13 protein-coding genes are annotated in these 14313 nt (G+C 38.6%); 11 read left to right on the forward strand and 2 right to left on the reverse strand.

Features of this window, described 5'->3' with window-relative positions; genetic code table 11:
* The first annotated feature begins 5 nt into the window (after window positions 1-5).
* The 11 genes from DCK90_RS00645 (at window position 6) to DCK90_RS00695 (ending at window position 11874) form a co-directional block, all read left to right on the forward strand.
* Window positions 6-941 carry a hypothetical protein gene (locus DCK90_RS00645; protein WP_108244243.1) on the forward strand — a complete coding sequence of 312 codons (936 nt, stop codon included), beginning with the start codon at window positions 6-8 and terminating at the stop codon, window positions 939-941.
* 7 nt (window positions 942-948) lie between these two features.
* Complete coding sequence (locus DCK90_RS00650; RefSeq protein ID WP_108244244.1) at window positions 949-1986, forward strand: GNAT family N-acetyltransferase; 1038 nt, start codon at window positions 949-951, stop codon at window positions 1984-1986.
* A gap of 11 nt (window positions 1987-1997) precedes the next feature.
* Window positions 1998-2945 carry a GNAT family N-acetyltransferase gene (locus DCK90_RS00655; protein WP_108244245.1) on the forward strand — a complete coding sequence of 316 codons (948 nt, stop codon included), beginning with the start codon at window positions 1998-2000 and terminating at the stop codon, window positions 2943-2945.
* Window positions 2946-2978: 33 nt separating this feature from the next.
* Window positions 2979-4145, forward strand: a complete 1167-nt coding sequence (locus tag DCK90_RS00660) for a GNAT family N-acetyltransferase (RefSeq protein ID WP_108244246.1) — start codon at window positions 2979-2981, stop codon at window positions 4143-4145.
* Between the two features lie 6 nt (window positions 4146-4151).
* Window positions 4152-5348, forward strand: a complete 1197-nt coding sequence (locus DCK90_RS00665) for a GNAT family N-acetyltransferase (protein ID WP_108244247.1) — start codon at window positions 4152-4154, stop codon at window positions 5346-5348.
* A complete protein-coding gene (locus DCK90_RS00670) occupies window positions 5338-6516 on the forward strand; it encodes a GNAT family N-acetyltransferase (protein WP_108244248.1) in 1179 nt (392 codons plus the stop codon). The genes DCK90_RS00665 and DCK90_RS00670 overlap by 11 nt, the downstream gene beginning before the upstream one ends.
* A 22-nt stretch (window positions 6517-6538) precedes the next feature.
* Window positions 6539-7492 (forward strand): GNAT family N-acetyltransferase, encoded by a 954-nt coding sequence (locus DCK90_RS00675; RefSeq protein WP_108244249.1) that lies wholly within the window; start codon window positions 6539-6541, stop codon window positions 7490-7492.
* A gap of 22 nt (window positions 7493-7514) precedes the next feature.
* Window positions 7515-8687, forward strand: coding sequence for a GNAT family N-acetyltransferase (locus DCK90_RS00680; RefSeq protein WP_108244250.1), 1173 nt, complete (start codon window positions 7515-7517; stop codon window positions 8685-8687).
* 319 nt (window positions 8688-9006) lie between these two features.
* On the forward strand, window positions 9007-10107 hold the full coding sequence (locus DCK90_RS00685; RefSeq protein ID WP_108244251.1) for a hypothetical protein: 1101 nt from the start codon (window positions 9007-9009) through the stop codon (window positions 10105-10107).
* A 9-nt stretch (window positions 10108-10116) separates the two neighbouring features.
* Window positions 10117-11613 (forward strand): AMP-binding protein, encoded by a 1497-nt coding sequence (locus DCK90_RS00690; protein ID WP_108244252.1) that lies wholly within the window; start codon window positions 10117-10119, stop codon window positions 11611-11613.
* Window positions 11614-11628: 15 nt separating this feature from the next.
* Entirely contained in the window at window positions 11629-11874 is a 246-nt protein-coding gene (locus tag DCK90_RS00695; protein ID WP_108244253.1) for an acyl carrier protein, read from the forward strand.
* A gap of 9 nt (window positions 11875-11883) precedes the next feature.
* Here the strand turns inward: DCK90_RS00695 and DCK90_RS00700 are convergent, their stop codons facing one another.
* Together DCK90_RS00700 and DCK90_RS00705 are read right to left on the reverse strand one after the other, a co-directional pair.
* On the reverse strand, window positions 11884-12843 hold the full coding sequence (locus DCK90_RS00700; RefSeq protein ID WP_108244254.1) for a hypothetical protein: 960 nt from the start codon (window positions 12841-12843) through the stop codon (window positions 11884-11886).
* A gap of 2 nt (window positions 12844-12845) precedes the next feature.
* The gene (locus tag DCK90_RS00705; protein WP_108244255.1) at window positions 12846-14300 is read right to left on the reverse strand and encodes an MBOAT family O-acyltransferase; all 1455 of its coding nucleotides are present in this window, start codon (window positions 14298-14300) and stop codon (window positions 12846-12848) included.
* Window positions 14301-14313 lie beyond the last annotated feature (13 nt).

Genomic DNA, 14313 nt, shown 5'->3' on the forward strand with positions numbered 1-14313 from the left:
TTGTAATGAGATATTTTATCCTAAAACTCATTCTGTTTTTTACGCTATTTGCAATGGCATATGCGTTTATGGTCAATAAACTTTCCGAAGGTTATGTGGATATGTATTACCCTAAATATACCCAAGATGCCGGTAGTTTGGTGATTGGGCTCTCGAGGGCAGATCAAGGAATTGATCCCAAAACGGTCACCGAAAATATCAATCAGGAAATAGACCTGCCATTGATAAATTTCGCCGCTAACCAGTACTATTATGGAGAGATATATCTGGAGGCCATCAAAAAGAAATTTTCTAGGAAGAAGGACAACGGCCTATTCATTTTAAGTGTATCTCCTGGAAGCTTTACTGCCCCTATTGGCTTTGGAGCTGAAGGAATCAAAAAAATGGATGAGAAAGCCGCTATTGGAAAAACCGAAGACTTCAACTCAAATCCCAACTATAGTTACATCATAAACTGTTATGGACAGGGGCTTTACCATGCCCTGTTTGCCCAAAGGGCTCCAGGAAATGTAATCACGCATACCAATGGATGGAACGAGGTCTTGGTATCCGGAAGTGACTTTACCCTGAGCGATGCTTTGAAAATGGACTGGAAAAGACAAAATCTTGCCTATTTTCAACGTAGACTACCCAAGGAAGAAACTAAAAGTTATAGATGGGAATGGTTTGGAAGGACCATTGAATACCTTAAGGACAAGGGACAGGTAATTTTGGTTAGAATGCCGGCCGACAAAGAAATTATTGATTTCGAAAATGAGAATTCCCCCAATTTTAGAAAATCAATGGACAGCATTACAAAAATTCATCAAATTCCCTATCTCGACTATTCCAAAAATACACCCGATTACGAAACCTATGATGGGTCGCACCTACATTCTGAGAGCGCTATCCAATTTTCTACACAATTGGCCAAGGATATGGCCGTTCATATAAAAAAGTGATAGCCGCTTGATAAGTGAAAAAAAACATATAATTCCCCCACCATTTGATGGCCCGTATACTTCGGATACCTTCACCTCCATTTGGTCACAACACTTTGCAACAGGTTTGGAAACCATAAATGTTGATTATTTTGAAGGAATATCGTTTTATAAAAAAGGTAAACTTGCCCTATATAACAATGTTGGGGCCACTAATACAAAAGGTATTCACTACAGTACCAATCCCTCGTCCATGACCATTGTGAATGATAACAAGGTCTATCTTATATACGATGTTCCGGATTTTGGATTCCGAGGCAAACAGATACCAAATGGCCTTAGATTGATTACAGTACCACAATACAAGGGCTATATTTGTGATTTGACCAATGAGAAGTCCACCGAAGGATACCTCACTACCCAACTAAGCTCACGGAGCCGGTCCAAGTTGAGGAATTACCAAAATAAATTGAAAAAGAAATATTCGGTAGAATACCAGATGATATGGGGCGATGTAGCAGAAAACCAATATGACGCCCTTTTTGAAAAATTCCATGAACTTCTTATCCGCCGGTTTGATGAAAAACAGGTGGTGAACAACAATCTTGACCCAAAAGAATGGTCTTTTTTTAAGGATGTCACTTTACCAATGATGCGCAATAAGGAGGCTGGTTTATTTGTTGGCTCTGTTCAGGGCAATCCAATAGCCATTACACTGCTTAATTTTTCCAAGGACCATGCCTATGACGTCATACGGGTTTTTGATATCGATTTTTCACAGTATAGGATAGGTAGTCTCAGTATAGTTGAGCAAATAGACTGGTGCATTAAAAACAGTTTTAAGATTCTGGACTTTTCCAAAGGTCAATTTGATTATAAGGAGAGATGGTGCAATCGTTCCTATATGCTAAATTATCATATCTGGTACAATCCCAAGAGCTTGATGAGCAGGGGAATTGCCATCCTATTGGCTACAAAGTTCAAACTTAAATACTGGGCCCGTAGACAAGGAATTCATAAAAGCTTGCATAAAATACGCTATAAACTGGGACACAAACCTAAGTGAAAAGTTGAGCAATGACTAGCCTTCCCAAGCACTATACCGACCATTGTCTGTTTCAGTTATACCTGAATAAAACCCTGCATGCCGTACACCAAGGGAAAGTTCAGAACCTGCTTGTGAACCGTTATTTATCACTTACCCCCTCAATCTATCAAGAAGATGGAAAATCATTTTATATAATCAAAGACGTACCCGACTATCTTTATTTTCAAGAACATATTCCCCTTGACCATGGCTTTATCAAGGTACCACAATATGATGGACATTTGGTCAACCTATATTCCTACCAGAACCTCTCTGAGTATTTGAACGATCAACTCAGTAAACGTAATATCAAAAATCTTAAGAGTAAAAAAAGAAAACTGGAATCCTTGGGGAAGATAGAATATAAGGTATTGTCCGGTGATTTGGCGGAATCTGAATATGAAAAAACATTCGTCCGTTTTAAAGAACTTCTGTCCAAAAGGTTTGATCAAAAGGGTATTCTAAACAGGGACCTTGCCCACTGGCAGCAATTGTATGGTTTTACACTGCCCAAGTTACGTGCTGACGAGGCCAAATTGTTTGTAATATATAAGGATAAATTGCCCATATGCATTGCCTTGAACTACATTGTAGACCGTGTGATGTTCAGTCATATCCAAACCTATGATACGGATTATTCACTTTACAATTTAGGCGATATACATATGCAGTTCCAGTTGGAATGGTGTCTTTCCAATAATATTGACATCTATGACGTTTCCAAGGGTACCAACCCTTACAAGGAAAAATGGTGTAATCATCGCTATCGTTTGTACCACGAAATCGTATATTCCAAAAAATCCTTCGTAGGCATCATAAGGGCAAAGTCAAAAAAAATGGAACTGAACATCTTACAATGGTTCAGAAATATGGGGGTTTTGGGAAATTTAATACAGGTGGACAAATGGTTATATACCATAAATAAATGGCGCAAATAGGTTATTTTCAATAACAGGTGAGAATCACTAATCATGTCGAGAATTCTTAACATACTATCCAATCACATCGATTTTCATGAACTTGTTCTTCTTGAAAAAAGAGCGGACAAGTTGTATCGCTGGATAAGGAATTCATTTACCGGTAATTTGGCATATCAAAAAAAGCTTCCCCAAGAAAATCCTAACTACGGTGGACAAAGACTCATGGTACTTACCAGTGTGCCTAGTTATATTGATACGGAACTGGACCTTGGAACTGATATAATCATTAAAAAAGTTAGGACCTTCCCTGGCTCATTGATAAAACTATCAACCTATAAAAGTTACGAGGAGTACTTAAAAAAGACCTTTGATCAAAAAGGACGGTCTCATTTTGCCAAATGTCAGAATCTCCTGAATGAGTGTTTTACCATCCGGCATCAAATCTATTATGGTTCCATGGAAAAGGAAGAATACCAAATAGTTTTTAATGCTTTTGAGCAAATGCAGGCTAGGCGTTTTAAACAAAAGGGCTTACAGTCCAGTACCGATCCTATGCTATCGGAATACCGAGAAAAAACTTTGGAACTTGTTCGCAATAAACAAGCTTGCATTTCGGTCATATATAATGGGGATACGCCCATCGCAATAAGTCTGAACTATATACTGGGGAAAATTCTCCATGGATTCACCAAAACCTTTGATTCGGCCTATTCCAAATTTAGTCTAGGACACATTGAACTTCTCAATGTCATAAAGTGGTCCTTTGATGAAGGATTTGAAGTGTTCGATTTTATGAAAGGTGAATATAACTACAAAAATAGGTTTGCAGATACCTCCTACCCTTTTTTGGTCGAAACCATATACCAAAAGAAAGATACCTTCCAACGCATTTGGGGCCATTCCGTTTTTTTGGGGCTAAAACTTTTTTATTTTATCTATCACGCAACAAGACTTGTTAGATCGGCCAATGCCAAAAGGTCTAGGAACATATCCAGAAATTTGTTGAAAGTTCAAAAAATACCTGAAGAAACTGGTACCACTAGCGTTGAGGAGAAAAGAGTGCATTTCGATGAAATAAAAAGTCAATATATTCAAAAAGCCATCTGTGATTATTGTTATCACAACAGAGAGCCCATGGATTCCTTGAAATTTTATTTAAAAGAGGACCATATAAAAATGATATCCAAGAAAGAAGTTTTGATATTTAAGGATCTATAGCCCCATATGAAGAACGTTTCCTTTTTAGCAGAGCTACTCGAAAAAGACAGTATTACCGAGCATGTAAGGTCTATCTCCCTAAAAGATGATCCTAGCAAGGTGTATCTAAGTACAACTGATAAGCTGGGGCCTAGTAGAGAAAATGTGCTCTATACTGACGTGCCGGGATACTTGAACATTTCTTTTGCTCAAAACGGCCAGAAAAAATGGGAAAAATCAGTGGCTACTTTTGAAGGTTCCTATATTGATTTAAAGAAGTACAATGACCTTGACCATTTGTTGAAAAGCAAATTGAGTTCCAAAAGAGTCTCAAGATTAAGGGCCTACAAAAGAACCTTGGAAAAGGTGTTCCCTATAGACTATCAATATTATTATGGTGAGATACAGGATCGTATCTATGAAAAATTGATGAACACCTTGAAACGGATGGTCACCACCCGTTTTGATGAAAAACAAATGAACCATATGGCCCTCACGGAATGGGATCGATTCAAGGAGCTAGGAAAAGGACTTATTCGAGAAAAAAAAGCATCCTTGATCGTAATTTACCATGGTGATGAGCCTATACATATTTCCTTCAATTATATCTGGAAACAATTGGTTTTTGGCTATGTCAGGGGTTTCAACATTGATTATTCCAAGTTTTATCTGGGGTATATTGATATTATGATCCAACTACAATGGTGTTTTGAGATGGGCTTCGAAATCTATGACCTTTTACGGGAAAATATGGAGTATAAACTTCGTTTTGCCGATCATACCTATCTCTATGCCTGCCATATAGTGGTTGCCAAACAAGTGCCTTTTTCTATAATAAGTCCTTTAATAACTTGGCTTTTGCTCTCACTAAAATTTGACATCTATTATCCATTCATGTCAAGATTAAGAGCCATTTACCACCGAATCCCATTCTTGCCCAAAAGAAAGAAAAGAAGAATTCAGCTCTTCTACCATTTGGAAAAACTGGACAAAGAGCAATGGGCAAAAATGGACAAGGAAAGATTCTCGCAAACTGGAATAAACTCTTTGAACGAGACCTATGGCAAACGGGCGGTATATCACTTTTTGTACCTTTCCAAAGAGAAACTGGAGCATCTCAAAATCTACACCAGTTTGGAGGATGAGCATTCGATTATTTTGGAATGCCCAAACAGTTTAGGAAAAGTCATTTTCAAAAACAGAGTGGAAAAGCATGGGAAATAAACCATCCAAAAAGATCATCTTTTTAAGATCACTATTGGCGGAAGAAAATTTTCCTGATGTCATTGAACAGGTGTTGGATTCCAGAAACGGTCTTCCTCTCTATGAAAAACCTTCAGCCAAACCACTATTGATAGAAAATAGGTCCTTTGTCCTTCAAGATGTGCCCGGTTACGTAAATTTGATATTAAATCAACATCAGAAAAAGTTTTCAATCCATACCATTACCACTCAACGGACATATGTTATCAAACTTAACCGCTATTCCGACGGTAACCAATACATGGAGCAACATTTTGGTCCAAAAACCCGGTCTGCGCTTAGAAGGTATAAAAAACGCTTAGAGGAATGTTTTGATATCCGTTATGAAGTATTTCAAGGCAACATCGATAAAAAATGGTACAATGAAATCTTTGAACAACTAAGAACACTCATGATAAGAAGGTTCAAAGAAAAGACCGAAGAGAACTATGAACTGCCGCATCTTGACGAAATCAAGGCTGATCTGTATCCGATGCTATCACAAAATCGAGCAACATTATTCGTCATATATGCAAATGGAGAACCGGTAAGCATCAGAATCAACATGATGAAGGATAAACTGGCTTTTTACATACTCAGTGCGTTTGATCCGGATTATGATATTTTTCGATTGGGAAAGTTGGACATGTGGCAGAATATTTCTTGGTTCATAAATCAAGGCTACACCTCATACGACCTGCTAAAGGGATATGCCTACATCAAGGAAAAATGGTCGGACAGAACGTATGCAAACAACCTGGTTTTTGTAAACGGGAGCTCAAGATTATGGAACCGGCTAAAGTTTTGCGGTACCCTAACAAGTTTGCGACTTAAGCACACCATGGTAAAAAAATTAAAATATATAGGGCTGGACAAAATCATACATCGAATAAAAGGGACAAGGGCAAAGCATTTTGACAAAGCCAACTACGCTATTTTGCCTTTGAAAGAAACAGAAGCCATAGAAATAATCCAAAAAAATGCCCAGATAAACCTAAAAGAAAACAAATCACTAATTGCACCGATTATTGAGCTAGCGTATAAACATCGATGCCGTTTCGACCAGATACAAGTGTTCCTAAAAAACGGAAAATCCATGGAATACTATATCCGTATCAAGGACCGTTACTATTTTTTAAAGGTATGTTGATTCCTCCCAAAACCACAGAACAATGAGAGCTAGGTTTCTTCTTGACATACTTTTGGGGCCTTCCCATATCAAAACACCTGTCCTTACTGGCAAGTTGGATGACGATGGAACCTATCAGGTATCATTGGGCGAAAACCAAAATAAAGATAAGGCTTACACTATAATCGATGTGCCCGACCATCAACCGGTAAAATTTCTGGAATCGCTTGCTTCCCATAACAGACTTGTTTCCCCTCTATACCAAGGTTATCTTATAGAATTAAACGAACACAATAGCTTCGAAGATTATTTCAGGGCACGTTTTAACGCAAAAGGAGCTAGAAATCTAAGGAGGCAAGGTAAAAAGCTTATCAAGGAAACCTTTGCCCGTAAGGTCACTTATTACGGAAATACAGAAAGAGAAACTCTGGACATGCTATTTGAAAAATTGGGCCAGTTCTTGGAAAAGCGGTTTGAGCAAAAGGAAGTGTCCAACTATGAGATTCCACTCTTGCCCCTTTATAAAAAGATGTTCCAAAAATTGCTCCCAGAAAAAAAAGCTGTGATTTTTTCCTTGCTCGATGGGAACGACCCCATAGCTTTGGGCATCGGTTTTATTTATGGAGATACGCTTTATCTTTTCAATATTGCATATGATATGGACTACTCGCAATATGGACCGGGAAACCAAATTATGATAGAAGCCGTGGCCTGGTGCTTTGATAAAGGTATTACCCGTGTAGATATGGGCCGGGGCGATTTTTTACACAAAAGAAAATGGGTAAATACTTCGTACACTTATACACAAATAGACCTGTACGACCCTAAAAATATTGGAACAAGGTTGCGGGCTTTACTTTCTTGGACCTTGAACATCTCTCGCTTTTATGGAATCCGATTCCTAAAAAAACTACAGGTGCACCAATTGGCCAAAAGATGGTTTATTTGGAAATATAGGGTCAAAGGTCTGCTAAGTGCTAAAAAAAATCATTCCTAAAAAATATATCTGAGTCCTAACCATGAGCAAAGTAAAACACATAAATATCTTTCAATCCCTTTATGAACGGGGGAACTTGCCCATGGAATTGATGTATGCCAAAATAATGGACACCTCTTTAGAAGAGGATGGATATACATGGCTTCAACAGGGCAAAAATGCCATTTCGTGTCGTTTAGTCCCCTCATATTTTACGGTTGACCAATTATTCTCATGCAACATCAGAACTGTCGATCAATATAATTGGGGGTATTCCATTGATCTCTCCAATTGCTCCTCCATCGATGACTACCTATCTTCACAGTTCAAATCAAAGCCAAGGAGTATCATTCGACGTTATGTCAACAGACTGGAAACTTGTTTCCCAATATCATACAAGCTGTATCATGGGGAACTTGAAAAGGAGATTTACAACACTGTTTTTGATGCTTTGAGAAATATGATTCAGGCACGTTTCCGTGAACGCGAAGATACCCATAAAGAGATGTGGAGATGGGAAGAACTAAAACAAAACACCTATCAACAAATCTTAAATAAACAGGCCTCCTTATTTGTGATTTATGATGGGACCAAACCCATAGAGATATCCTTGAACTATCATTTGGGTCCGGTTCTTTTCAGTTCGGTATCCTCATACGACCTTGACTACGGAAAGTTCGGCCTTGGCCATGTAGAAATCTACAAACAGCTGGAGTGGTGCCTATCCAATGGATATAAATTATTTGAAATGGGTGTCGGCGGAATGGATTACAAAAGAAAATGGAGCAACCATATCTACCAGTTTTCTCACTGGATAATAACCCCAAAAGAGAATTTGTTCCTAGGGTTGGTCGGTAAGATTGAACTCTGGAAGATTCGTCTAAAGGAATATCTAAAATCAAAAAAAGTGAACGAACTCCGTGATAGGGTTATTGAACTCATCAATTTTGGTAAAACAAAGAAAATAGTTTTGGATGAAGTTGATTTTTCAACTGAAGCCGTTAATGGTCAGATCGAACTTCAAATGCTAACGCTGTTAACTCCCAAAGAGGTGGAACAGATAGAAGGGCTTAGAAAGGCTATTAACGATTTTCTCTATACAAATACCTTGGCCTACTCAAAAATCAAAGTATATAAGCTCAATAGCAATTCCAGAGGCTTTTTGGTAGGATATAATTACCAAGGAAAAGATAAATTCATCGAACTAACACGCTAATAAAATTAAACAAACCACTATTGGTTAGATTAATTAGGAGCATATTAAATAAATTATGTCGTCTAATTTGAGCATTATATCATAAAAATATCCCTATTGATAATTTCTCTTTTTATTTTAGCTGTAATTGATAAACAAAAGAATTGGACCGGTTTCTTTGGAGGCCTAAATATCAAAAAGATAAAATAAACTCCCCCTATTGTCTTTTCCTGAACACAATTTTTATGATAGATTATTTTATGCTTATTGACTTGGGACAGACCAAATTATGGAACCTTATCCCATTGAAAAATAAAATTGGTAAAAAGGGGTAAGGTTTATGGACAAAAATGATTTACAAGTAGTTTTTTTAACTAAAAAAGAACTACGAGAATACCTTCAATCCCCACAGGACCACCGTACATATCCATTACCTTTTTCCCTGAACAAGGCACAATGGCTCTTGGACAAACCGGGACTTGATGAAAACGATCTCTTGGCCGTAATGGCAGTTTCAAGAGGGGAACTACTGAGTTTTGCCCACTTGGTGCCGGATTTCCTGTCTTCTCCCAATCAGGATACTGGAACCAAAATATACTGGATAGTGCAATGGTGGGCGGCACCTTCTGTTAAAAGTACTGTTGTCTCTACCTATGTTTTTAGTGAAGCCCTACGGTTGAGCAACAACATGGCATTGACCAAGGCCTATGAAGAAAATGCCGATACCTTTTATAAAAAGCAACCTTTCACTGTCATCGGAACCATGGACCGGCACACCATTTTTATAGGGGCAGCCAAGGACATGGTAAACCAAAAGCTACATTTACCCAAATGGTTGAGCCCCATTACGAGTTGGGTGGAATCCATTTCAATGAAATACTATAATGCCATCAATAGTTCCCGGATAAATACTCTGACAAAGGATTTAGACCTCAGGTATATGAACCAATTGGATGGAGAGGCTTGGAATTTTATTCAACCTTACATCCAAAGTGACTTGGCTGCAAAAAGTTTGGCCCAAATCAATTGGCAATTGGACCCTAGGCAGTATGTATCAAAACCATGGAACCATGGTAAAATGGATGGTTCAAAAATTAAGGGATTTGCAGAGAGAATAGGTATCGTCAACTTTCTTGTGTACCGTAATGGGAAGTCGATCGGTTTTATTTCCTTCCACTACATACACAGTACGGCCTATATGAAATATTGTATTGCCAACGATGCCGATATGCCAATGGTATGTGCTTGTTTATATAAGAACCTATACAAATTGAACATTTCTTATATGTTCACGGACAATCAAACTTTGGCGGAACATTTCACCAAGACCTTGTCCGTTTTTTATCATTATCGTCAAACCAAAAAGTCCATGGCACATAATACCTTGCACAAAGAACTACAGGTATCGCAATTGGCCGAACAGGATGGACACTTTATTTAACCCAGCAATATGAAATTTCTCGAGACCCTTCAAAATTCCATTGAGGTACACAGTGACCGAAATGCTTTTTTTATCAACGGAAATCATTATACCTATCGGGAACTGGGTACGGCCATAACGGCAATTAGAGTGGCCATACAGAAAGAAATACCATTATCTGAGAAATATGTGGGACTGATCACCAATGATGACTTGGAGACCTATGCGGCTATCATTGCGCTTTGGTTCGAGGGGAAAGCCTATGTTGCCATCAATCCCATTTATCCCAAATCAAGAAACGAAGAGATTCTTGCCCAGACCAATTCAATGTTTGTAATGGACTCTTCACCATCACCGTATTTTGGAAAAGGATTTAAGGTCATAACGACCCATAGTTTGGATATGGAGAGTAACAATCACTATTCTTCGCCCAAGAAAGTTGAACAAAATGATATTGCCTATGTTATCTTTACATCTGGAAGTACGGGCATACCTAAAGGGGCTCCGGTCAGTTTCAAGAACCTGAACGGTTTTGCCAATGCCATCGACACCAACCTTTCCTTCTCGCTTTCCGAAACAGATCGTTGCCTGCAAATGTTCGAGTTGACCTTTGACATGTCCGTGGTATCCTACCTTGCCCCTTTGTTAAAAGGAGCCTGTGTATATACGGTGCCAAAGGATAGCATCAAGTATTTTCAGATCATCAAATTGTTATCGGAACACCAACTGACCCTGTTGATCATGGTCCCCTCAATTATTCATTTCCTAAGACCTTATTTCAAAGAAATTCGAAGTGAGAGTGTCCGATATTCCTGTTTTGCAGGAGGCAAACTCTATGGCGATATTGGCAAAGAGTGGAACGCGTGTATTCCAAATGCCCAGATCATCAACTACTATGGCCCTACCGAGACCACCATATATTGTGGAGGTTATCTCTTTGACAAAGAAGGGAACAACAAAGAGGAAAACGGAGTGGTGTCCATAGGCAAACCTTTTGACAATACCACCTATTTGGTCGTCGATAAAAACAATAATGAAATGGAGGATAGAGAAACGGGAGAATTATGTATTGCGGGGGAGCAATTGTTCCCTGGTTATATCCAAAACGAAGAAAGGAACAAGCTAGTCTTTTTTGAAAAACAACATAATGGTAAATCTCTACGGTTTTACAAATCAGGCGATATGTGTTATCGTGATCAAGATGGGGATTATATGTATGTGGGCCGTGCCGACTTTCAGGTTAAAATAAGAGGGTTCCGTGTGGAACTGGGGGAAATTGAATACCACGTAAAGAAAAAATTACCGGGCTTGGATATCACGGTAATCGATTTGGATGACGGGAACGGAAATACCGAACTCGGTCTTGCCGTTTGTTCGAAGGAAATAGACTTGAAACCTACCCTTTCATATTTGAAGGAAAACTTACCTCCATATATGATTCCAACAAGGTTCCTATTTGTAGACAAATTGCCTCACAGTGTCAATGATAAAATTGATATGAAGAAACTTAGAACACTTTTTAAATAAATAGAACATAAAGTAATGACGAACGACGAAAAGATACTGGCCGAACTAAAAGAAATATTCATTGAGACCCTTGGTCATGATAATTTTGAGCTTGATGGGAACACCACGGCCAATGATGTGGACGGTTGGGATTCCGTAACACACATGATGCTCATCAATGAAGTCGAGAAGAAATATGACATGAAGTTCTCTTTAATGGACCTAATGAGCCTGGAAAAAGTGGCTGATTTGGTGAAGGCCATAGAAAAAGGACAAGCTTAAATCTATAAACTAGTCGGCTATACCAGCGACTTTTAGATCATGTACCAATAGTTCTGCAACCAAGGTACGTCCATAATTGTTCCAATGCCGATCGTAGACCAAAGTGGTATTGCGATGGGCATTGTTGAGCTTTTCTCCAAAATCGATGTAATCAAAGCCATTGGTATCCAAATAATCTAAAAACAGTTTTGGCGTTGTTGATACATCCATCAACAGAACGGTCTTGTCCCTGTCGTATCCGTACAGGGCGACTAAGTTCTTAAAATTTTCAAGAAACGTTTGATCTTTTGACTCCGTCTTTCCGTGTGTTACCGGTTTTGGTCTGTTTCCTCCTTGCACCAACATCCTAGCATCATTGACCATATTCTTAACTGGCGTCAGCGCTCCTATTTCCGAGAGGTACACCAACAACTTACTTTTTTTTAGGATTTTGTTCAAAGGCGACTCCAAGCTCAACCTTTCGTTCTGTACATGGTACTCTCCCCTATTGAGATCGTTGGAGAATTTCATTTTGATATATATGCGGTCGATAAGCTCAAAGTCTTCCTGGTAGGCATAGATCAAATGCATCTGGTCTGCCATATCATAACCCGCATAACCATATTCAAACACTTTTATTTTTTCCCCTAGTTCCAATTCCATTTTTCTGCCTATGGAAGATTTATAGGGCTGGTGAAATCCTTCGATAAAGGAATCACCTACCAAGGCAACTTCATAACCATCTTCGGTGGGCTCAAACTCTTGGTAAGAATTAAAACCTGAACTATTTATATTATATCGTACAAAGTTTTGGTTTCTATTACCGGTAACAGAATACCCCTCTTGGTTCGGTCTCCATTTTTCAACCCTGTTTTCGTCCACAAAACGGGATGGCTTATCTTCTCCGAGATAAAATATCCTGACCAAGACTTCCAAGGAAATCAGGATGAGAAAAGCATAAACCCCTAATTTGATGACTAACTTTTTCATGGTTAAAACTGGAAATATATGAACGATCTATCAAAACCACTATCGTAGAACAATAGCATGGCAAAAATGACCAGGGTATACGCTAAAAAACGGACAGACTTCGATTTGAACTGGAACGGATTCCTTTCATCTCTTCGGATTCGATACTCATAAAGAACAAATACGGCCAGAAGGATAAAATAGTCCAACATACGATATCCATTGGGATGCTCATACGGTGCATAACTAAAATCACTGAATATCCTTCCAATAAAATTAAAGGAATCTGTCAAGGATTCAGATCTAAAGAAAATACGGGAAAAGGTGACAATTCCAAAAGTAAGTATCAACTGCCCCAATTCAACAAAAGAAGGAAAAAGAGAGTTTTCCCCTACCACATTATCCTTGTAAATAGTATTTCTTCCCATCAAAAACACAGGGATATAAGCCAGTGCATGAAAGCCCCCCCAAAATATAAAGGTCCAATTGGCCCCATGCCAAAATCCGCTCACCAAAAAAATGATACAGATATTTCGTATTGCCTTTCCTCGACTCACGCGCGACCCTCCCAGCGGGATATAAACATAGTGCCTGAACCAAGTGGATAGGGATATGTGCCACCTTTGCCAATACTCGGCTACATTTCTTGAAAAGTTAGGAAACTTGAAATTGGACATCAATTCCACTCCGAATAATTTGGCCGTACCAATGGCTATATCGGAGTATCCGCTAAAATCCCCGTAAACTTGGAAACTAAACAGTGTTACACCCAATATCAAAGTGGATGCTGGGTATGTTTCATGGTTCAAGAAAATATCGTCCACGATCGGCGCTATACCGTCCGCTATCACCAACTTTTTAAAAAGTCCCCAAAGAATGAGTTTCAGCCCACTTACTATTTGATCGTAGTTAAACGTTCTCTTATTTGTAATTTGATGTAATAAATTGGAAGCCCGCTCGATGGGACCGGCCACCAATTGTGGAAAGAATGCAACAAAGGTCGCAAAGGACAGAAAATCGTGGCAAGGTTTTATCCTTTTGTAATAAATATCCATGGAATAGGACATCGTTTGGAAGGTATAGAACGAAATCCCTACCGGTAATATAATCTTGAGTGTCCAAGTACTTTTTATGGAATATCCCATGACCTCAAATAGATCTATAAAGGAATCCACAAAAAAATTATAGTACTTAAAGAAACCGAGCAAGGATATATTGAATATGACACTTACCCATAACCACAATTTCTGCTTTGGCCTATCGCCATCGTTCCTGTGGATCATGATGCCCACAAAATAATCTACGACCGTACTGGCAATTATAAGAAACAAAAACCTCCAGTCCCAGAGCCCATAAAAAAAATAGCTTCCAACAAGAACAAGCGCATTTTGAAGCCTTAATCCCTTACCAAGAACGAACCAGTACAAAAGGAACATTATCGGCAGAAAAATAAAATACTCAAGGGAGTTGAACAACATAATATATTCTTTC

The organism is Muricauda brasiliensis, from assembly GCF_003057865.1.
GTDB classification, from domain to species: Bacteria; Bacteroidota; Bacteroidia; order Flavobacteriales; family Flavobacteriaceae; genus Flagellimonas; species Flagellimonas chongwuensis.

Coding starts and splice junctions, on each gene's coding strand:
- DCK90_RS00645 (WP_108244243.1), top strand. CDS start 6: ATGAGATATTTTATCCTAAAACTCATTCTGTTTTTTACGCTATTTGCA.
- DCK90_RS00655 (WP_108244245.1), top strand. CDS start 1,998: ATGACTAGCCTTCCCAAGCACTATACCGACCATTGTCTGTTTCAGTTA.
- DCK90_RS00660 (WP_108244246.1), top strand. CDS start 2,979: ATGTCGAGAATTCTTAACATACTATCCAATCACATCGATTTTCATGAA.
- DCK90_RS00665 (WP_108244247.1), top strand. CDS start 4,152: ATGAAGAACGTTTCCTTTTTAGCAGAGCTACTCGAAAAAGACAGTATT.
- DCK90_RS00670 (WP_108244248.1), top strand. CDS start 5,338: ATGGGAAATAAACCATCCAAAAAGATCATCTTTTTAAGATCACTATTG.
- DCK90_RS00675 (WP_108244249.1), top strand. CDS start 6,539: ATGAGAGCTAGGTTTCTTCTTGACATACTTTTGGGGCCTTCCCATATC.
- DCK90_RS00680 (WP_108244250.1), top strand. CDS start 7,515: ATGAGCAAAGTAAAACACATAAATATCTTTCAATCCCTTTATGAACGG.
- DCK90_RS00685 (WP_108244251.1), top strand. CDS start 9,007: ATGGACAAAAATGATTTACAAGTAGTTTTTTTAACTAAAAAAGAACTA.
- DCK90_RS00690 (WP_108244252.1), top strand. CDS start 10,117: ATGAAATTTCTCGAGACCCTTCAAAATTCCATTGAGGTACACAGTGAC.
- DCK90_RS00695 (WP_108244253.1), top strand. CDS start 11,629: ATGACGAACGACGAAAAGATACTGGCCGAACTAAAAGAAATATTCATT.
- DCK90_RS00700 (WP_108244254.1), bottom strand. CDS start 12,843: ATGAAAAAGTTAGTCATCAAATTAGGGGTTTATGCTTTTCTCATCCTG.
- DCK90_RS00705 (WP_108244255.1), bottom strand. CDS start 14,300: ATGTTGTTCAACTCCCTTGAGTATTTTATTTTTCTGCCGATAATGTTC.